The sequence below is a fragment of the Paenibacillus allorhizosphaerae genome, assembly GCF_042659105.1.
Taxonomy (GTDB): domain Bacteria; phylum Bacillota; class Bacilli; order Paenibacillales; family NBRC-103111; genus Paenibacillus_G; species Paenibacillus_G allorhizosphaerae.
Window position 1 is genome coordinate 66,582 of the sequence record NZ_JBHSRV010000017.1, and the last position, 17,113, is coordinate 83,694.

Sequence of the window (17,113 nt, forward strand, 5' to 3'; positions counted from 1 at the left end):
ACAAGCAGAGATATTACACAACCACTTTACTTTTTTCAATAATAACAACTGTTATCTTCTCCCTTTTCTAAAATTAAACAGCAAAAAACAAGCCAATCCTGGCAACCCGGCTACCGTACTCCTGAACTCAGAGTTTAGGCCCGTGGCTTTGCGTCCCTCCCTTTCGGCGAGGTTTGCCTTTTTTCAGTTCACTTGTTTTCTAGAAAAAATCCTAAGTCTTGGGTATTCAGTCCTAATTGATTCGACAAATCAAAACAATATCCTTCTTTATTTGGCAAAATTATTTATTTATTTTTACGTTAGATTATACGGGGGGGAGGGTGCCGGCGAGGCCGATGGGCAGATACGGACCGTATTTCAGATCCGAATGCCACAGACGATTGTGGTAACGTTATTGAAACCTACGAGCGGCGACTCCAGATTCGGCGTACATGCGCATATGTCGCGTACTGTAACCGCGCTGGGCTAATCTCTCCTAAAGGGTGTTGCGCTTGATTTCGCCGGGCTGGATGCGACCTTCCCATTCGAAAATCTGAATGATCTGCGCAACGCTGCGACCCGGCTTTTACAACATATAGCTCTTGACGGATGGTATGTCTAGGAAAGACATTATTTTGGATATACGGTCTGAGATTGGTCATGAGTACGAGAGCCTGCAACTAGATTTGGTTTCTCACAGCAGGAACTGTTCTCCTATTGAAGGGGTTTAGAATCGTACATTTGCTGGAATTGATCGGTGGGGGGCGTAATATGTATGACTCAAAAATTCCTCAGTAAAGAATGAGGTGCCGCGGCACCTCATTTCCTCTTATGTATAATCTTTACTTTAAGTAGCTATAATAATCATGTTAAGCGGTTTTATTTTAGGGTAGGGACCACATGTACTCTTTTCGAATTCGTGTGGTTTCTCTGTATGCGGGTCAAAAAACGAGATTTATAGAAACTGTTATAGTCTGCTGAATCCTTGGTTTTACTGGTTTTTTGGCTTTCGTATTACGTTCACTTAGGCTCGTTTTGTTAGTTTAGGAGAGGTTTTTTCACCAGTTTTACACCAACATATCACCAGTTTTACACCAAATTTTTTACAGCAATATTACACTGGTATTTACACCATATTTAACACCAATAGTACCAAAAAAGGCTCATTACTGGACACATGTTCCCAGAGAAATATGTATGGGTTCATGTGAAGGAGATAGGTTTACACCATGATCATACATGCACCCAAAGAGGATATATGTTGTTAAAAACCGCGAAATACATACACCTCAATGTAAATCCATGTTAATTTCGGGTGAAATACTAACACCAATTTTTACCGCCCTCCCAATTAATTCCTTGTTCACGGAGCTGCTGCACGTAGATTTAACAAGGGCCTAAACGACTTTCGTTACCCTTTTCCACACCAATTTTAATTGGTGACAAATGGGTGCATGTAGTTTGGTTCGAACATCATGCTTGCAACTGTGCGGCTAAGTCTTACCGGATACGCTTAAACTCAAGACGAGGTTTAGAAAAACCCACTAACTCATGCGCTGTTCTTACGACTTATATTAAACTCCGCGAGTCTGTAAAATAGTTTGTGTAAACTCCCAAATCTATTAAAATGGAAATAGATGAAAGGTTGGGGAGAACAGATGGGACTCTGGACGAAATAGCAATTGCGAGCATTTATTAAGGAAAATAACTTGGTAACAGCCCAAGATGCACAGAATGCCTTGAAGGACTCATTTGCAGAGACGCTGCAGGAAATGCTAGAGGCCGAGATGGATACGCATCTAGGCTATACAAAACATGACACGAAGACGAAAACAACCACGAACAGCCGGAACGGTAAAAGCAAGAAAACGGTCACCAGCGAATACGGCGAACAAGAAATTGCAGTGCCTCGCGACCGTTTGGGCGAATTTGAGCCGCTGGTAGTTAAGAAGCATCAATCCAATGTAACCGGGATCGAAGATCAAAATCGTAGCCTTGTACGCTAAGGGGGTGAGCACTCGGGAGATCCAGGATCACTTGCAGAATATCTACGGCATCGAGGTCTCTCCAACTCTGATCTCCAATGTCACGAACAAGATCGTTCATTAAAGAATGGCAAAATAGGCCGCTACAAGGCGTGTACGCGGTGGTGTTTCTGGATGCGATTCACTTTAAAGTGAAGCAGGATGGAGCGATTATCAACAAGGCAGCCTACATGGTCATCGGCATCGATTTGGATGGGAACGAAGATGTACTGGGCATGTGGATCGGAGAAAAAGAATCGGCCAAGTTCTGGCTCAGTGTGCTCAACGAACTGAAAAACCGCGGTGTTCAAGACATTCTGATCACCTGCGTGGACAACCTGACCGGCTTTCCCAGGCCATCGCGGCCTGCTATCCTCAAACGGAGATTCAGAAATGTATTATCCATCAGATTCGCAATTCGACCCGCTATGTATCATACAAAGATTTGAAAAAGGTCACGACTGATTAAAAACGATTTACAAGGCTGCAACCGAAGAAGCAGCCCTCGTCGAATTGGACCGGTTTGAAGAAATCTGGGGAGCCAAGTATCCACTGATCATACAATCCTGGCGTAAGAACTGGGATGAGTTGGCGACATTTTTCAAGTATCCGCCTGAGATCCGTAAGCTCATTTATACAACGAACATCATTGAAAGCTACCACCGGCAACTGCGGAAAGTAACCAAAGGCAAGAGCATTTTTCCTGGCGACGATGGATGTCACACTCAAGTGGACAGGACGTGTCCAAAACTGGGGGCAAATGCTGCTTCAGCTCTCCGTATTTTTTCCAGACAGGGTGGGACAACACTTGAGATAATTTCGGATTTTTTCCCCTCGGGGAAATGGCTGCAAAAGAGTTTACACAAAATTATTGACAGACCCGACTCCGCATCGTAGTATCAGGTGAATCCTCACCGTTATGAAATCCATATCTTTTTCACCTTTGATAAATAATTTCCAATCCTTGTGTTTACTCATTTTGTTAGACCCTGGATTCGTCATAAACACAGTACCAAGCAATGTATCCTCATCATTTAAATAAATTTTTGTGTTTGTTCTTACTAACTCCACACCATTTGGATTGCTTAATTCTTCGGACGCCAGGTTGATAACAATAGAATTGAAATTAAAGTAATAACAATCAATGCAATAAAATTAAATCCTCCTAAAGCACAAAATATCAAGTAGTAACTGCTGGAAAAGACTTCTTAACCTGAGACGGAATTTTATTTTCTGGAACTACAAAAGGGGGCACTTCATCTTCGGCTGCAGAAAGGAACTCTTACACACTTCTCTTAATTTCCAATTAACTCTTTTCTAATATTATTCAGACGAAGAAATCTAAACCACTCATCTGCAAACGAGATATTCATTCGAAAAATTTTATTTATCTTTTCTAAATCAATCAAGACTGAGCTCTCGTACGGATTATTTCGAACTAAATTGTTGTATATATCAGCACATTCCTGTTGACATTGTACAATTATGCGATTTATGTTCTCCGTTACTTTCAAGTCCGCGCTTTGCACCAAGCTTAAATATTGATCCTCAGTTTCAGCAAATAATTGTCTAATTGCATTGATCTTAAAACCGTGACGGACATTGAAAAGATCAGCCTTTTGTAAAATGAGCATCGTTAAATTTGTACAAATGACCGTCGTGATCGTTTGAAGCGGCAACAACAAATATTCCGGTATTCCAAGCTGTTTCTCAAAGTACTCAAACACTAACTCGAGCACAATCGTTGTAATCGTCACACCAAATAAATTAGTAACTGCATCGGCTTTTTCACTTCGACTAGTATTTTTATCACATATTATTTTTATGGCATCTACCGTTGATAAAACCAATTTCTTTGCCATTGCCAGCAGTTTTTTGACCGTTGCTTTTACCATATTAATGAGAAGATCAAGAAATGACTTAATAAAATTTTTCATAAAGGCTGTTCCAATAAATTTAAGGCTCTCGCTTAATTTTGAATATGCATATTTAGCTATTCTTTTCGTTGCTTTACTCAATCGTTCCAAAGCTTCTTCGAGTGTATCCGCCTTATTTTTCAATAACTCTTTTATTTCGTACATAAGCGGGGGCATTATATAATAGATAACTTGTCCTGCAATAACTTTCCCCATTGATTTCAGTGCTTTCTTTCCTGCATCTGTTGCAACTTTCTTATATTTAGCTTCCTTTAGTATCACTTTACTTTCGGCATTTTGAGAAGCTTTGATATTTCGAACTAACTGATTCTTTACTGATTTAGGCACCTTTCCTTCTTCATTCAAGTAGCCCTTATCTTTTAATTGTTGTACTTTATTCGAGTTATTATCATCCTCCCATCTCTCAATAATAGCGCTAGCGTACTGCTCAGGAGTAGCTCTATGGGTAATATCGATTTTATCCCCGTTTTTATCCGTAACATATACTCTTACGTCACCCTTAGATGCATTCGCTGATTTATCCATCATCGCAAAATTTTCAGAAGAATTATAAAACTCTCTTAATCTTTGTATTCCCTCTTCTGAAATATACTCCTTATTGTATTTTGCACTACTTAGTGCTTGTGTGTGTTCAACCTCCTGACGTCTAAACTTTCGGCCGTCTTTTCCGATAATATATTCTCCTTCTAAATGAGTGTATTCATCGGTAATACTGCCTTCAGCATTCTTTTGCGCATCCGCATATTTCCCTTTCGCTTCATTAATCATCGTATGATCTTTATATCTGGTCTTTGTCTTACTTGTCGTTTCCTCGACATATTGTTCTTTTGTAAAAAGGCTCTCTTGTTTGACATCCATCTGTTGAATTAATTCCTTGCCGGCCTTTGTGTGCTCATTATCATGGTAGTTGTAACTAAGTTTCTGAATATCTCCGTTTACAGCAATCGGATCATATTCATTCCCATAGCTAAACTTCAACATTCTCATAGCTAATTGATCAACCGTTATATGAAAATCCGACGTATCAAAATAAGTTCGGACAAGTTCTCCTGCTAAGTCTCTTCCACAGCTTTGAATAAATTGCGATCCAAGATCGTCTTTAATCAAATCTGCATATTTGGTATTTGCTTGTTGAATAAGATTTAAGTATACCTTGTCCTGATACTCTGCCATTTTCTGGCGCAAATGAACAGCATCACTCAAATGATTACCCAAATGTTCTATTTCAGTATCATCATTAGATTAGTCCGCGAGTTTTATAGAAACTGTTATAGTCGGCTGGAATCTTGATTTTGCTGGGTTTTTGGCGATCGTATTTGGGTTCGCTTAGGCTCGTTTTGTCAGCTTAGGAGAGGTTTTTTCACCAATTTTACACCAGCTTTTCGTCAGTTCTTTCACCAATTTTTACACCAACAGAGTTTTAAAGACACATTAGTTGATACATGTTCCCAGTTGAATATTCATGGGTTCATGTCGAAGGCGCTATATGAATTCCATTTGTTTTTCTATAAATATAGCCTTGCTGTATTGAGGCTCGTCATTTTACCGCTTTGGAGAGACTGACATTCTCTCCTACGATCTTAATATAGCTGCAAGCAATATTGAAGGCAAATAATCCGAGCAGAGTATATTAACAGTCCCGGCATGAATGGCGTCAATCGCGTGCATATTTTTATCATGTGATCCGCCTCTTACTTTATTAGGAGCACCTACGCAAACAAACAATTGCTTTTCTTTGGCGTATGCCGCCGTCGCGAGATTCGAAGGAAGCTCGCTGACGGTTACGCCAAATTCGAGTGCTATCATGAATCTTCATTGAAGAATCCAACATGCCGGACTAGTTTCTCCAAAACCATACGCCTGCTGTGGTGTATAACTGAACTTTCATTCACATAGAAACGAGGGGTATCGGAAAAAATAAACCCAATAGAAGGTTTTTTGCTAAATCCTCAACAGCAGCTTCACAATACTATGAAAGTTTTTTTAAAAAGGTGCTTATTGGCTGAGTTATAAATAAGAGGAGAAATTGTACTCTATCTACAATTGGAAATAGTTGTAATAAAACTGACAAAATAGTATAATTAGATGATGTCGCATTACTTCAAATACCTCTGTAGGGTCTCCGTATATTAAGGATATAACATCGCATGGTGGTACAGATTGATGAAGGATTGTCCTCAACAAGAGAAGTAATTGCATCTTATAGGTATACTTATGGATTTACGAATATGCATATAGTTTTGTTAATAAATCGGGTATTTTACGGGAATCTATTTGTTGGTGCAACACATGGACGTAACAGAACTTCTTTTAATTGATCCAATTATTAATGGCTATCCGTAACAAATGCGATATTTGAGATATATATAATACATGCGAGAGTGATAATTTATGAAGTCCCCAATAATTCTTCCTATGGAATACCCAATTATAACATTATACCCTATGACGGCTAATGCAGTTTCGATTATTTCTAATAACTTAAGTGAGACGTATCCCTGGTTATTGAATAATTTTCTCCAACTTTTATCTTGGCGTAGTGATGCACTTGAGGGCAGATTGATAATAAGGTATTCAGATAGTTGGACATTTTACAAGAATTGTCCTTTTCTTGGGCATCAAAAAATTAACAAAAAATTTATAAAGAGTAAATGGAATGGAAGCATATTCGATTTTATTATTGATTCTATTAGTCAAGGTTATTATGTATATCTATATGTTAATACTCTCTATATATCTGCATATAGACCTAGCCGAGATCGCCCCCATGATTTATTTATTTATGGTTACGATTATGCTCAAAAACTTTTTTACATTGCTGATAACCTTAATTATGGTAAATATACCTACGCGACTTGTACATTTCAAGAACTAATAGACGCCATAAATAGTCTTAGTGAAAAAGATGAAAACATTAACCACTTTGATAATTCAATAATATTATTGAATTATCAAAGTAACTGTGAGTCTTCATTTGAATTGAACACTGTCGTTGATGGAATAAAGGCATACTTATCTTCTCGAGCATTCAAAGACGTTGAGCATCCAAATGCTTTATACGGAATAAGTGTCTATAATAATATGAATATCTACTTATCTCATCTTGAAAAAAATCAGGCACGAGCTGATATAAGGCCGTTTCATGCATTATGGGAACATAAATCAATGATGCTGATGAGAATTAGGTATATGTACGATAACAAGATGTTGATAGATGCTGAAAAGTCAATTAAAGCGCTTACTTCACTTGTAGATGATGCATTGTTACATAGAAATTTAATATTAAAATATAACTTTACAATGAAAAAGGAGATTCTAAAAACCATTGCCAACAAAATAATTCAAAACAAACAGAAAGAAGTATTGGTTTTACGACAAGTACTCCGAAATATACGTAATTAACAGATTGTTATTTTGTGGGAATCGTAATATATGAACTTCTATCATGAAAGTACACAAGATTTTTAAGAGACCTGGAGTTGTTCGTAGTACATTTTCGTAATGTAGGGGCAGATATAACCAATCGAAGAATGAATGCATAAAAATTTAAGGACGCTTGCTTGTAATGACAAAGGTTACCAACTTATGATTTTTAATGAAAATTGGAGTTATATAATGTTTGACACTAAATATAGATGTCGAATGACAAGAACATTGTTTCATTAAAAGTCGCATATATGGTATTGTCCCCTCATGGTAGACAACGTAAAAAGACATCAGTAAGATGGATTTAAACGTTGCTTACCGAAGGTTTTTCATGGGGAAAATAGGGCAAGCATGTCTATCGAATTATGAAAAAGCTTGGACTTCACTCTGTAACTCGGTAGAAACGCCATAACAAAAACCCTTCCATAACGATAAAAACAATGCCGACTCCAATCGAGCATTTGTACTACTCATTCTCCATCCCTAAGCCTGGCTCTCTCCGCCGCGCGTCTTCTAATTCCGTATTATTCGAGACAAGAGATACTATTCAATTTCTAACTTTCTGAAGTCAGTAATAGACCTTTTGTTTCCTAAGCTTTATTTAATTCACTTTCTTACCTTAAGACATAAAAAATTAATATCGTAGGCAGTTATTCTCTATTTCATAAAACTACCGAATTTTATGAAATAGCTCACTGAGAACCAGCCTTTCTTTTTCAATAATAAGATCTAAATATTCTGTTATTTTTACAATGCGTTTATTGTCCTGCGATACACGATGTCTAAGAAGTAAGTTTCTACATATAAGAGCTAGTTTTTCAACTTCAGAATAAACATTAATTAATGAACTCTGATGACTGATATAATTATTATCGGCCATGTATCTAATCCTTCTCAGCATGATCAGTTTATGTTCCCACAAAAGGTGAAGTGGTCTAATGTCAGCATTATTAATATTGTTAAGACTGTAAAGTATTTTCAAGTTTTCATATACCTGCATACCGTAAAAAAAGTCATTATTAGGATTATAAAAACCTCGTAATCGTTCACTAGTATTTTTCGAGTTCAAGTAATCACTAAGCAGTTCTTTAACCCAAAATACGTCAAACTGATATTTTTTAGTAGTATTGACTTTCAATAGATACAACCGATTTAAATAATGATCGTTGTTCATTGTTTCTATACTTTTATAAGCATTCTCAAATTCAGAAAAAGTAACCTTAAACCTACTAAATTTATGACCACCACCGCTTCTGACCCCACCTTTATCAACAAATGCTCCGACATCTATAGTATTTTCTTTACGGTTATATCCAAAAATGAGAATTGCATGTGGAAAGTAGCGTTTTTGATAAGATCGTGTATTAGGAATGTAAAACTCATTGACACTAGTATAAATGTAGTATCCTTGATTTATACATTCTATTATAAAATCAATGAATTTTTTACCATGAAAAGCTAATATGGTATTTCTTGAAAGCATTTCTGAATACAGCAACGAGTCTGTATACTTTGGGTCTATAAAATAAAAGTCAAACCACGACGAGTATTTTTTATTATCAATACTCTTTGTACATCTGACCTGTATATAGTTACTCAGTATCCAAGAAAGGGCAGATTCATGTTGACAAAGTATCGATAATTGAATTGCATGTTTAGGGTAACCATTAATCATTGGTTCGGCAAGAGTTAATATTTTGGTCTCGTTGCTCATACAGATACTCCTTTAATGGAATTTCTACAAACGCTGCGGTTTTCATTGTGAGATGGTAGAATTGTATTGAAGCAATCTCCATTTTTTGGGACGTCTCTTATTTATTACCTAATTAGCTTCTACTTTAGCCTGAATCAGTTTTCTATAGTGCGTGTCCTCACGCATCAATTCTTCATGGGTTCCATCTTCTACGACTACGCCTTGATCCATTACATAAATTTTGTCTGCATCCCGTATAGTAGATAATCTGTGCGCAATGATAATTGTGGTTTTTCCCTCACGCAGCGCATCCAGGTTGCGCTGCACCCGACGTTCCGTTTCCATATCCAGTGCAGATGTCGACTCATCAAGAATTAATACTTCGGGGTCACTCAACAAAGACCTTGCCAGAGCCAATCTCTGTCTTTGCCCACCAGACAATGTTACGCCTCTCTCCCCCAAGATCGTATCATACCTATCGGGCAAACTTTCGATGAACTCATGTATTTCTGATGCTAAACAAGCGGCACGCATTTCTGTCTCAGAAATAGTACGGCCCATTAGCAAATTGTTTCTAATCGTATCTGGAAATAGATACGGCTCCTGAAATACAATGTTTACTTTTTCTCTCCAGTTAGAGAGTGAAATCTGGTTCAAAGGTATTCCGTTAACTAGAATCTTGCCTTGAGCCGGATCGAAAAACCGAATCAGAAGCTGTGCAATGGTAGATTTTCCGCCTCCACTGGAACCAACAAGAGCAACTTTTTTCCCTACCGGTATATCCAATTTTAAGGTGTTCAATATGTAGTCCGTCTCATCGTTGTACTTGAAACTAACCTGTTCGAATCGAATACTTCGAATGGTGCCGTCCAAAAATACCAATTCTCGTTTTTGAGGTTCAGTTTCAGTAATAAACTCACGAATTCGTTCTACTGACGCCATGCGCGCGGCAAACCCCATGGCGAAATCGAAAACACTCTTCATAGTGTCCATTAACTGAGTAGCAAATTGATAAACAACAATAAAGGTGCCTATGGTTATCTGCCCATTGAACGCCAAATAACCGCCGCATGCTAACACCGTCAAATTGATTCCCCAGCGAAAAAAGTCGCTCCATATCAACTGTTTGTTGCCGATCCGTCCTTCTTTCATAATTATATCAAAGAAGCGTGAGAAGTTTTTGTTATATTTGTCAATTTCCCAATCTGTGCGATGGTAGGCGAGTACCTCTCGGGTGGAGGATATCCCTTCTTCGATATTCACCAAAACTTCTGACCGAGCCTTCTGAACCTGCTTCCCTATTTCTCTATTCTTCGGTCCGAAATATCTGCCCATCGCAATATATGCCACACTCAGAATGAGAATAATACCTAGTATCACCGGGCTGCTCAAGCCGACAATGACGGCCAGCACCACAGCTTTCATTAAATCAGTTATTCCATTGGGAATAAGTTGCGAAGCTATATTCGACGCCGCTCCGATATCATCCGAGAATCTAACTGCCAAGTCGGCAACTCGTTGATTATGATATTTTTTTACCGGCATTTTATATAGGTATTGCATCATATCAAGCGTAAACTTTTCTTGCAGTCGATAAGCATTGAAACGATTAAGCATGAATGAAATCAAGTGAATGGCATTATAACCGATAATCAGTGCAGCAAAAATTAATAAAAGCCGCGGAAGCATATCGTACCGACTTTCAATGAATACCTCGTCAATCAACCACTTCTGTACACCAGTTATGCCGAGTAATGAGGCCATATCTAATATGGACAGTAAACCAGCTAGAAGTAGGCTCCAAATCATAAATTTTATGTTGTGAAAGAGCCAAATCACATTAAGCACTTGTTGCATCCTCCCCTTCTAAGAGACGGTAGAACTTGCCCTTTCGCTTGAAGAGTTCATCATAAGTACCCATTTCAACGATCCTTCCTTGCTCCATTACAATAATCCGATCATAATGTCGGACAGTAGATAAGCGATGCGCAACAGCGATCGTTGTCCGTCCTTCCAACAATTGTTGTAGTGCGTATTGAACTTCCTTTTCGCTAACGTTATCAAGTGAGGATGTCGCCTCGTCAAGCAATATAATACTTGGTTTTTTTAGCAACATTCGCGCAATTGCGATTCGCTGTTTTTGCCCGCCCGAAAGTTTTGTCCCCCGTTCACCAACTAACGTCTCATATCCTTGCGGCAGTTGTGTAATGAATTCGTGGGCGTAAGCCGCCTTTGCAGCTTCAATGATCTCATCATCTCCTGCATCGGGATTGCCGAAACGAATATTTTCTTTTATATTGGAACCGAATAAATACGTTTCCTGAAAGACGTAACCGATTGAATCCCGGAGCTGTTTAAAAGATAATTGTTTTATTGGCACATTGTCTAAATAGATTTCGCCTGCATATGGATCATAAAAGCGGCCAATTAATTTAATAAGCGTTGACTTGCCCCCACCGCTCGATCCAACAATGGCGACTCGTTCCCCTTTTTGAATATCCAAGGTAAATCCTTGAATCGTGTCGGCACCCAACTGATATCCGAAACAAACGTTACGAAATGTTATTTTTCCTTCAACCTCGTGTAAGAGAATTGGACTTTCGGGCTCTCTCAAATCCGGTATTCTATGAATAAACTGATGCAATTTCTCAGCTTGGATAAGTAGCATCCGCTGTTCTGTTAGAGCAGTTACGACGTAGCTTAAGTCCCACATAACTTGAAAATAATAAAATATAAAAGCGACAAACTCTCCAACCAGTAGATCACCGGATCGAATTGCATAAGCACCAAAAACAAACATAATCAGCGCCCCGATATTAACAGTAACTCTACGGGACGTGCCTCTTAAAAGCGCGAATAAAAGCTCTTTAAGCCACATACTCCGGTTTGCGTTGAATTTTTCCATCAACTGAGTGATATCCCATGACTCTGCTTTTTGGATTCGCAATTCAAGTAAGCCGGATAGACTATCGTATATTTTTTTATTATATTCTGTACGGCGTTTTGTCCCCGCTCTGGCATACTGTGTTTGTTTCTTCTCGAAGTATGGGCCGAACATATAGTAAGATACAAAGCATGGAATTATAATTAACGCAAGTTTAACGTCTATGGAGAACAATAAAACAGTCGAAATGCATAGCGTCACTATCTTTTCTATGAGGTATGGAAGGTATCTTCTATAAATATTTTGGACCGCAGGTACTTCAGTATGAAACATCGATAAAATTTCACCGACAGCATTTTTTTCGTAATAAGTAAAGCCTAACTTACGAAGATGCTGGAACAAGGAAAGTTGCAGATCTCTTGATGTATTTTCCTGAACATACCTTTGTAGCAGGTTTCGGGCTGCTGTCGCGGCAATTCTAATAGCGATTAAAAATATAAGAATGATAATCAGAGTTAGTAGTAACCTAGTATCGCGATTCGGAATGATTCTATCAATCAAATATTGAATGAATTTGGGAATGGCCAACATCGAGCCGGAAATAATAATTCCTGTCATCAATATTAATGTGAAAGGAACGATATACTTGCGCAGGTACGATAATACCCAAATATATACCTTCAAAGACTGCACATTGCAACTCCTTTCATTACATTAGGAATAACGCAGTGGACATCAAGTTTCCACTGAAGGCTAGTTGTATTCCATAGTTAAGAACGTTTTAATGTTTACACTAATGCAAACACTTAGATAAACACCTGTGCCTAATTGTCAGCACAAGCGTTTATCATTCGGCTAAGTATTTACTGATCTTTAATGACCACTCCTTCCCATTAATACGAAAGGGTTCTTCTAACCCTTGAACGTGTAAAAATATTCGATTGGATATAAATTCTCAGTGGTGTATCCAACCAATAGTTTTTCCCGGTATTTAGGTTGATGGACGTTTGTTCATCAAAAAAATTAGACATAACCAGGTTGGTGGAGTAACTACGTTAGGATAACGACAAATGGTCGTCCCTAATTCTATAACTAATCAGTATTTCGCAATTAATACGTAGAAAGTACCTCCGAGTATCTATTTGATTCAGTTAACTTAGATGAATCAATACTATTAAGTTCATTTTTTCTCGACAGATCAAATAACCTTTGATGAAATGGCATATTCCACAAGAATGATTCTATCTCTTCAAACGCATATCTATTTACGAATTGAAGATCTTCTACTGCAATTTTCTCCATAAAGGTTCGAGGAACTATAGGGCCAAACAATAACTCAACGTGATATAAAACATAGTAAAGCATATGATTGCAATGATATTCTAAGCATTCTGACGCCAACTTTTCCCAATCAATTTCTGTGATGCTATGTGAAATAAATTCATAAATATCTACAAAGTATATTAACCTTAAATCACGACCGGACCTAATGTCTTGAATTCTTGTCATATCCCGAAATACATGTGACGAAAGTTGCAAGAGATTATATTCAGGTGCTAAGGAATATATTGTTTGATGTCCATTTACATTTATTTCCCTTAAACTATCAAATAGTTTTTCAATAGGAAAATAAACACGTGTATGTTTCGCGCGACTAAAAATATCGAATTGTACATCAAGATTTAAAACCGGACAAAAGTCGTCACCTGTATCTTTGAGAAATGGGACAACTTCATGTGTTGACATACGATAAAATATTTTCATTTTTTTTGATGCTGGAACAAGATTTTTTGTATCAAGAGACTGCACAAATCCACGAGAAATCAGAAAATCGGTGAGTTTTGACAAATCTTTTTCTTGAACCAGAATATCAAAATCACCACTCTGTCTTAACTTCGTATCTTTATATATTATTTGATTTAAAATAATACCTTTAAGAGGTACACAAATAATATTGTTTTGCTTTAATTCATCCAATAAAGGTAAAATGTGTTTATACATATTTTTATTATTTTCACTAGTCCCAATACATATATATCTAAATAAATCTCTAAAGTACGAGTTATATTTCAATATATTGTTAGCTACCATATTTTTATAGACAATATTCACCGTTTTATGTAATACAGAATAATTAAATATTGCATTCCAATTTATTTGATCCTGATCATTTATCAAGTCAAAAACTTCAGAAATATCACTCTCATTTATTGTGTATTTGGATAGCAATAATGTTAATTTTTGTTCCTTTGTAAACAGATGGTTCACAAAAAACATCCTCCTATTAAACGCTTTTCTTTTTAATTAAATAGTTTCCCATAATTAGGTAATCCAAATCAATCTTCAAAAAACATTGTAAAGCATCCTTCGGAGTCTCAACTATCGGTTCACCATTATCATTAAATGATGTATTTAATAAAACTGGAACATTAGTTATATTATAAAAAGCAGTTAGTAGACTATGTAATTGAGGATTTAAATCCTTGTTTACCGTTTGTACCCGACCAGTACCGTCGACATGAACAACAGAGGGAATGATATTTCTTTTTTCAACATGAATGGGAGGAACTAATAACATATAGTACGACGGATGACTTAAATCGAAATATTCTGACTGCTTTTCCTCTAGAACAACCGGTGCAAAAGGACGGAACATCTCACGATGTTTAATCCTTTCATTAATAATGTTTTTCATATTTCTATTTCTTGCATCAGCCAAAATACTACGGTTACCTAAAGAACGTGGACCAATTTCTGAACGTCCATTAAACCAGCCTATAATATTCCCTTCTGAAATTAATTTTGACACTTCTGTATATATATCTTCTGGTTTTTGAAAAAAAATTTCACTACTATACTCTTTTAACAGTTCGATTATGTCGCTATCTTTATATAATTTCCCTAGATAAGGAGAAAATGGAATGGATGCAGGGCTCCTCACATTCCCTTTTATAACATAATGACCATACAACGCACTTCCAATGGATGTGCCCGCATCACCGGCAGCAGGCTGGATAAAGATGTTTTCGAAAGGCGTATTCTCAAGTATTTTAAAATTAGCAACACTATTTAGCGCGACACCACCAGCTAGACATAGATTTTTACATTTTGTCTTTTGATAAATAAAGTTCGCGGCTTTTATAATAGCTTGTTCTAGATGATACTGTCCGGCGTAGGCAACATCTGCTTTGATTTGAAAAGAGACATCGTTATTCTCTGCTTTTAACAGTTCATTCGAAATGAATTTTATCATATTATTTTTCTGCTCGAATGTTTGTTTAAAGTTACCTTCTCCATCCATTGAGTAGTATCTGGAAAACTCATCCACGTATTTTGTTGTCCCATAAGGTGCTAGCCCCATCGTCTTTCCTTCTTCGGTAAATGGAAAACCAATTTCAGTCCCAAGCCTTTGATAAAAACGTCCAATGGAATCTTCTATCGTTGTTGGGCGAACTCTCTTCATTTTTGAGTTGATCTTCTTTATTTCTGTAATATTATTTCCTTCTCCATAATAGTAGGTAATTGTCTCTGTAAGCAAAGTTTCTGAACCTGGGCTTGTATCAAACATACTGCCATGGCCATCAACTATTAGTATTGCGGCATTTTCATACGGGGAAACAAAAAAAGCGCTGCAAGCGTGTGATAGATGATGATTTATTAGTATAATTCTATCGCGAAACCTGTAATAGTATGCTGGATTTAAGTCAAGAAGATCATTACCAACTATCAAATCTACATCATCAAGAGTTTTGCCGTACGTGTCTAAACAGTAATATACAGCTCTGCTTTTTGAAGCTCTTATCCCTAGATTTCTAGAATGCTTAATTCTTGTGATTCTTTCATCTTCGATAGCAACTTTAATGTTACCATCCTCAACTAGACAAGCTGAATAATCATGACTTGAACCGCCTACCCCCAAAATCAGCATTCATCTAATCCTCCTGGTCCCTCAGAATCTTAATTTATCTCAAGTAGAGGATATTTTAATACATGCTGCATAAAATACCTGTCCTCTTTGCTCAAACCACTTATATAAATGTTGTCTTCTTCTATTTTATAGTTTGCATCGTATCCATGTTGTTTCAGAGAGTATTTAATACTATCAAGTGAAGGTAATTTTTTTGAGGAAGCGCATCGCCTTTTTTGTTCATCCGGACAAAAATGACATAGATCTTTTGTACCATAATTTCCATTGTAATCTGCAATACTGTGAACATAAGATATGGCGCAAGAAGTTTTCTTAAATATCGGCGTATGAATATCTAATTTTTTATATTTAGACATTATTCTCTCTTCTATACCTTCAATTACAATTTTTGAATATTGCATTTGATCATAAATTTCTACACCCTTACTTTTTAGATATGACTTATTCTCTTCTCGTTGTCTGTAGCCTTTATACACAATAGCATCAAACAAACTGCTGATACTTAATACATGTTCTATTGTTTCATCATCATCATTCCACCCAGCAACTATAGGCCTCCAGTATTGAATAATCTTCACTTTATTCTTATATTTTGATGCTGTTCTGATAGAATTAAGTGTAATACCAGAATTAGCTATTGGTTCTATCTTTTGATCTTTAATTCCTGAATATGTAAAAAACAGTGCCACTCTAATATTTCTCAAACTTTCCAGAAAATTCATATCTTCTTCCGTTACGATAAAACGTGTAATAAAAGTAACAATATTTTCTAGCCCTAGATCATCTAATTTTTTTAGTACATTAAAAGTATGGGGCTTTACCGCAGGCAAAAATGGGTCTGTTGCTTTATGTAAAAACTGAACCGTAGTATCATTTGGAACAAAATACTTATGGTTTAATAGCAATTTCACAGCTTCGTCATCAGTACATAACAACTGAGGAACTTTCATTTCAAAATTACCCCAAAAATGACGAACACAATACCCACAATCTAATGGACATCCAATAATATGATTTAAACTAATACCTGTTCGTCTATAATCAATTACTTGCTTGCCATAATCACTTATTTGAGCCTTTTCTTCATCAGTAAATAATTTCAAATTACTCACCTCATTAAATGTAATTTGTTTCTTCATAACTATTTACGTTTGTCTGCTTTAAAAGTTGATTGGAGCGATTATGCTTTTCTCAACGACATACTACTTTTTTCATGAGCAGCCGTAGATTCAGCATTTTCGA

General features: G+C 36.8%; 8 protein-coding genes, 2 pseudogenes and 1 riboswitch. Of the genes and pseudogenes, 2 read left to right on the forward strand and 8 right to left on the reverse strand.

Annotation, left to right across the window (positions count from 1 at the left end; all coding sequences use genetic code 11):
* Positions 1-97: 97 nt before the first annotated feature.
* Positions 98-188, reverse strand: a riboswitch (cyclic di-GMP riboswitch).
* 134 nt (positions 189-322) lie between these two features.
* A pseudogene (locus ACFQI7_RS37945) lies at positions 323-562 on the reverse strand (transposase); the annotation flags it as partial.
* A gap of 1,099 nt (positions 563-1,661) precedes the next feature.
* Between ACFQI7_RS37945 and ACFQI7_RS32665 the strand changes: the two are divergent.
* Positions 1,662-2,820, forward strand: a pseudogene (locus ACFQI7_RS32665) (IS256 family transposase).
* A 478-nt stretch (positions 2,821-3,298) separates the two neighbouring features.
* Here the strand turns inward: ACFQI7_RS32665 and ACFQI7_RS32670 are convergent.
* Positions 3,299-5,143, reverse strand: a complete 1,845-nt coding sequence (locus ACFQI7_RS32670) for a hypothetical protein (RefSeq protein ID WP_218103232.1) — start codon at positions 5,141-5,143, stop codon at positions 3,299-3,301.
* 1,188 nt (positions 5,144-6,331) lie between these two features.
* Between ACFQI7_RS32670 and ACFQI7_RS32675 the strand changes: the two genes are divergently transcribed.
* On the forward strand, positions 6,332-7,342 hold the full coding sequence (locus ACFQI7_RS32675; RefSeq protein ID WP_218103233.1) for a hypothetical protein: 1,011 nt from the start codon (positions 6,332-6,334) through the stop codon (positions 7,340-7,342).
* Positions 7,343-8,036: 694 nt separating this feature from the next.
* Here ACFQI7_RS32675 and ACFQI7_RS32680 read toward each other — a convergent pair.
* The 6 genes from ACFQI7_RS32680 to ACFQI7_RS32705 form a co-directional block, all read right to left on the reverse strand.
* Positions 8,037-9,080, reverse strand: coding sequence for a hypothetical protein (locus ACFQI7_RS32680; RefSeq protein ID WP_377518265.1), 1,044 nt, complete (start codon positions 9,078-9,080; stop codon positions 8,037-8,039).
* 108 nt (positions 9,081-9,188) lie between these two features.
* Entirely contained in the window at positions 9,189-10,916 is a 1,728-nt protein-coding gene (locus ACFQI7_RS32685; protein WP_218103527.1) for an ABC transporter ATP-binding protein, read from the reverse strand.
* Positions 10,900-12,636: an ABC transporter ATP-binding protein gene (locus ACFQI7_RS32690; protein WP_218103528.1), complete on the reverse strand. Its 1,737-nt coding sequence runs from the start codon at positions 12,634-12,636 to the stop codon at positions 10,900-10,902. The genes ACFQI7_RS32685 and ACFQI7_RS32690 overlap by 17 nt, the downstream gene beginning before the upstream one ends.
* A 417-nt stretch (positions 12,637-13,053) precedes the next feature.
* Entirely contained in the window at positions 13,054-14,211 is a 1,158-nt protein-coding gene (locus ACFQI7_RS32695; protein WP_377518268.1) for a nucleotidyltransferase domain-containing protein, read from the reverse strand.
* 16 nt (positions 14,212-14,227) lie between these two features.
* Positions 14,228-15,871, reverse strand: a complete 1,644-nt coding sequence (locus ACFQI7_RS32700) for a carbamoyltransferase family protein (protein ID WP_377518270.1) — start codon at positions 15,869-15,871, stop codon at positions 14,228-14,230.
* Positions 15,872-15,900: 29 nt separating this feature from the next.
* Positions 15,901-16,974, reverse strand: a complete 1,074-nt coding sequence (locus ACFQI7_RS32705; protein WP_218103552.1) for a hypothetical protein — start codon at positions 16,972-16,974, stop codon at positions 15,901-15,903.
* Between the last annotated feature and the right edge of the window lie 139 nt (positions 16,975-17,113).

Excerpts from the sequence above, each read along its gene's own strand:
- ACFQI7_RS32675 (WP_218103233.1), top strand. The coding sequence starts at position 6,332 with ATGAAGTCCCCAATAATTCTTCCTATGGAATACCCAATTATAACATTA.
- ACFQI7_RS32680 (WP_377518265.1), bottom strand. The coding sequence starts at position 9,080 with ATGAGCAACGAGACCAAAATATTAACTCTTGCCGAACCAATGATTAAT.
- ACFQI7_RS32685 (WP_218103527.1), bottom strand. The coding sequence starts at position 10,916 with ATGCAACAAGTGCTTAATGTGATTTGGCTCTTTCACAACATAAAATTT.
- ACFQI7_RS32700 (WP_377518270.1), bottom strand. The coding sequence starts at position 15,871 with ATGCTGATTTTGGGGGTAGGCGGTTCAAGTCATGATTATTCAGCTTGT.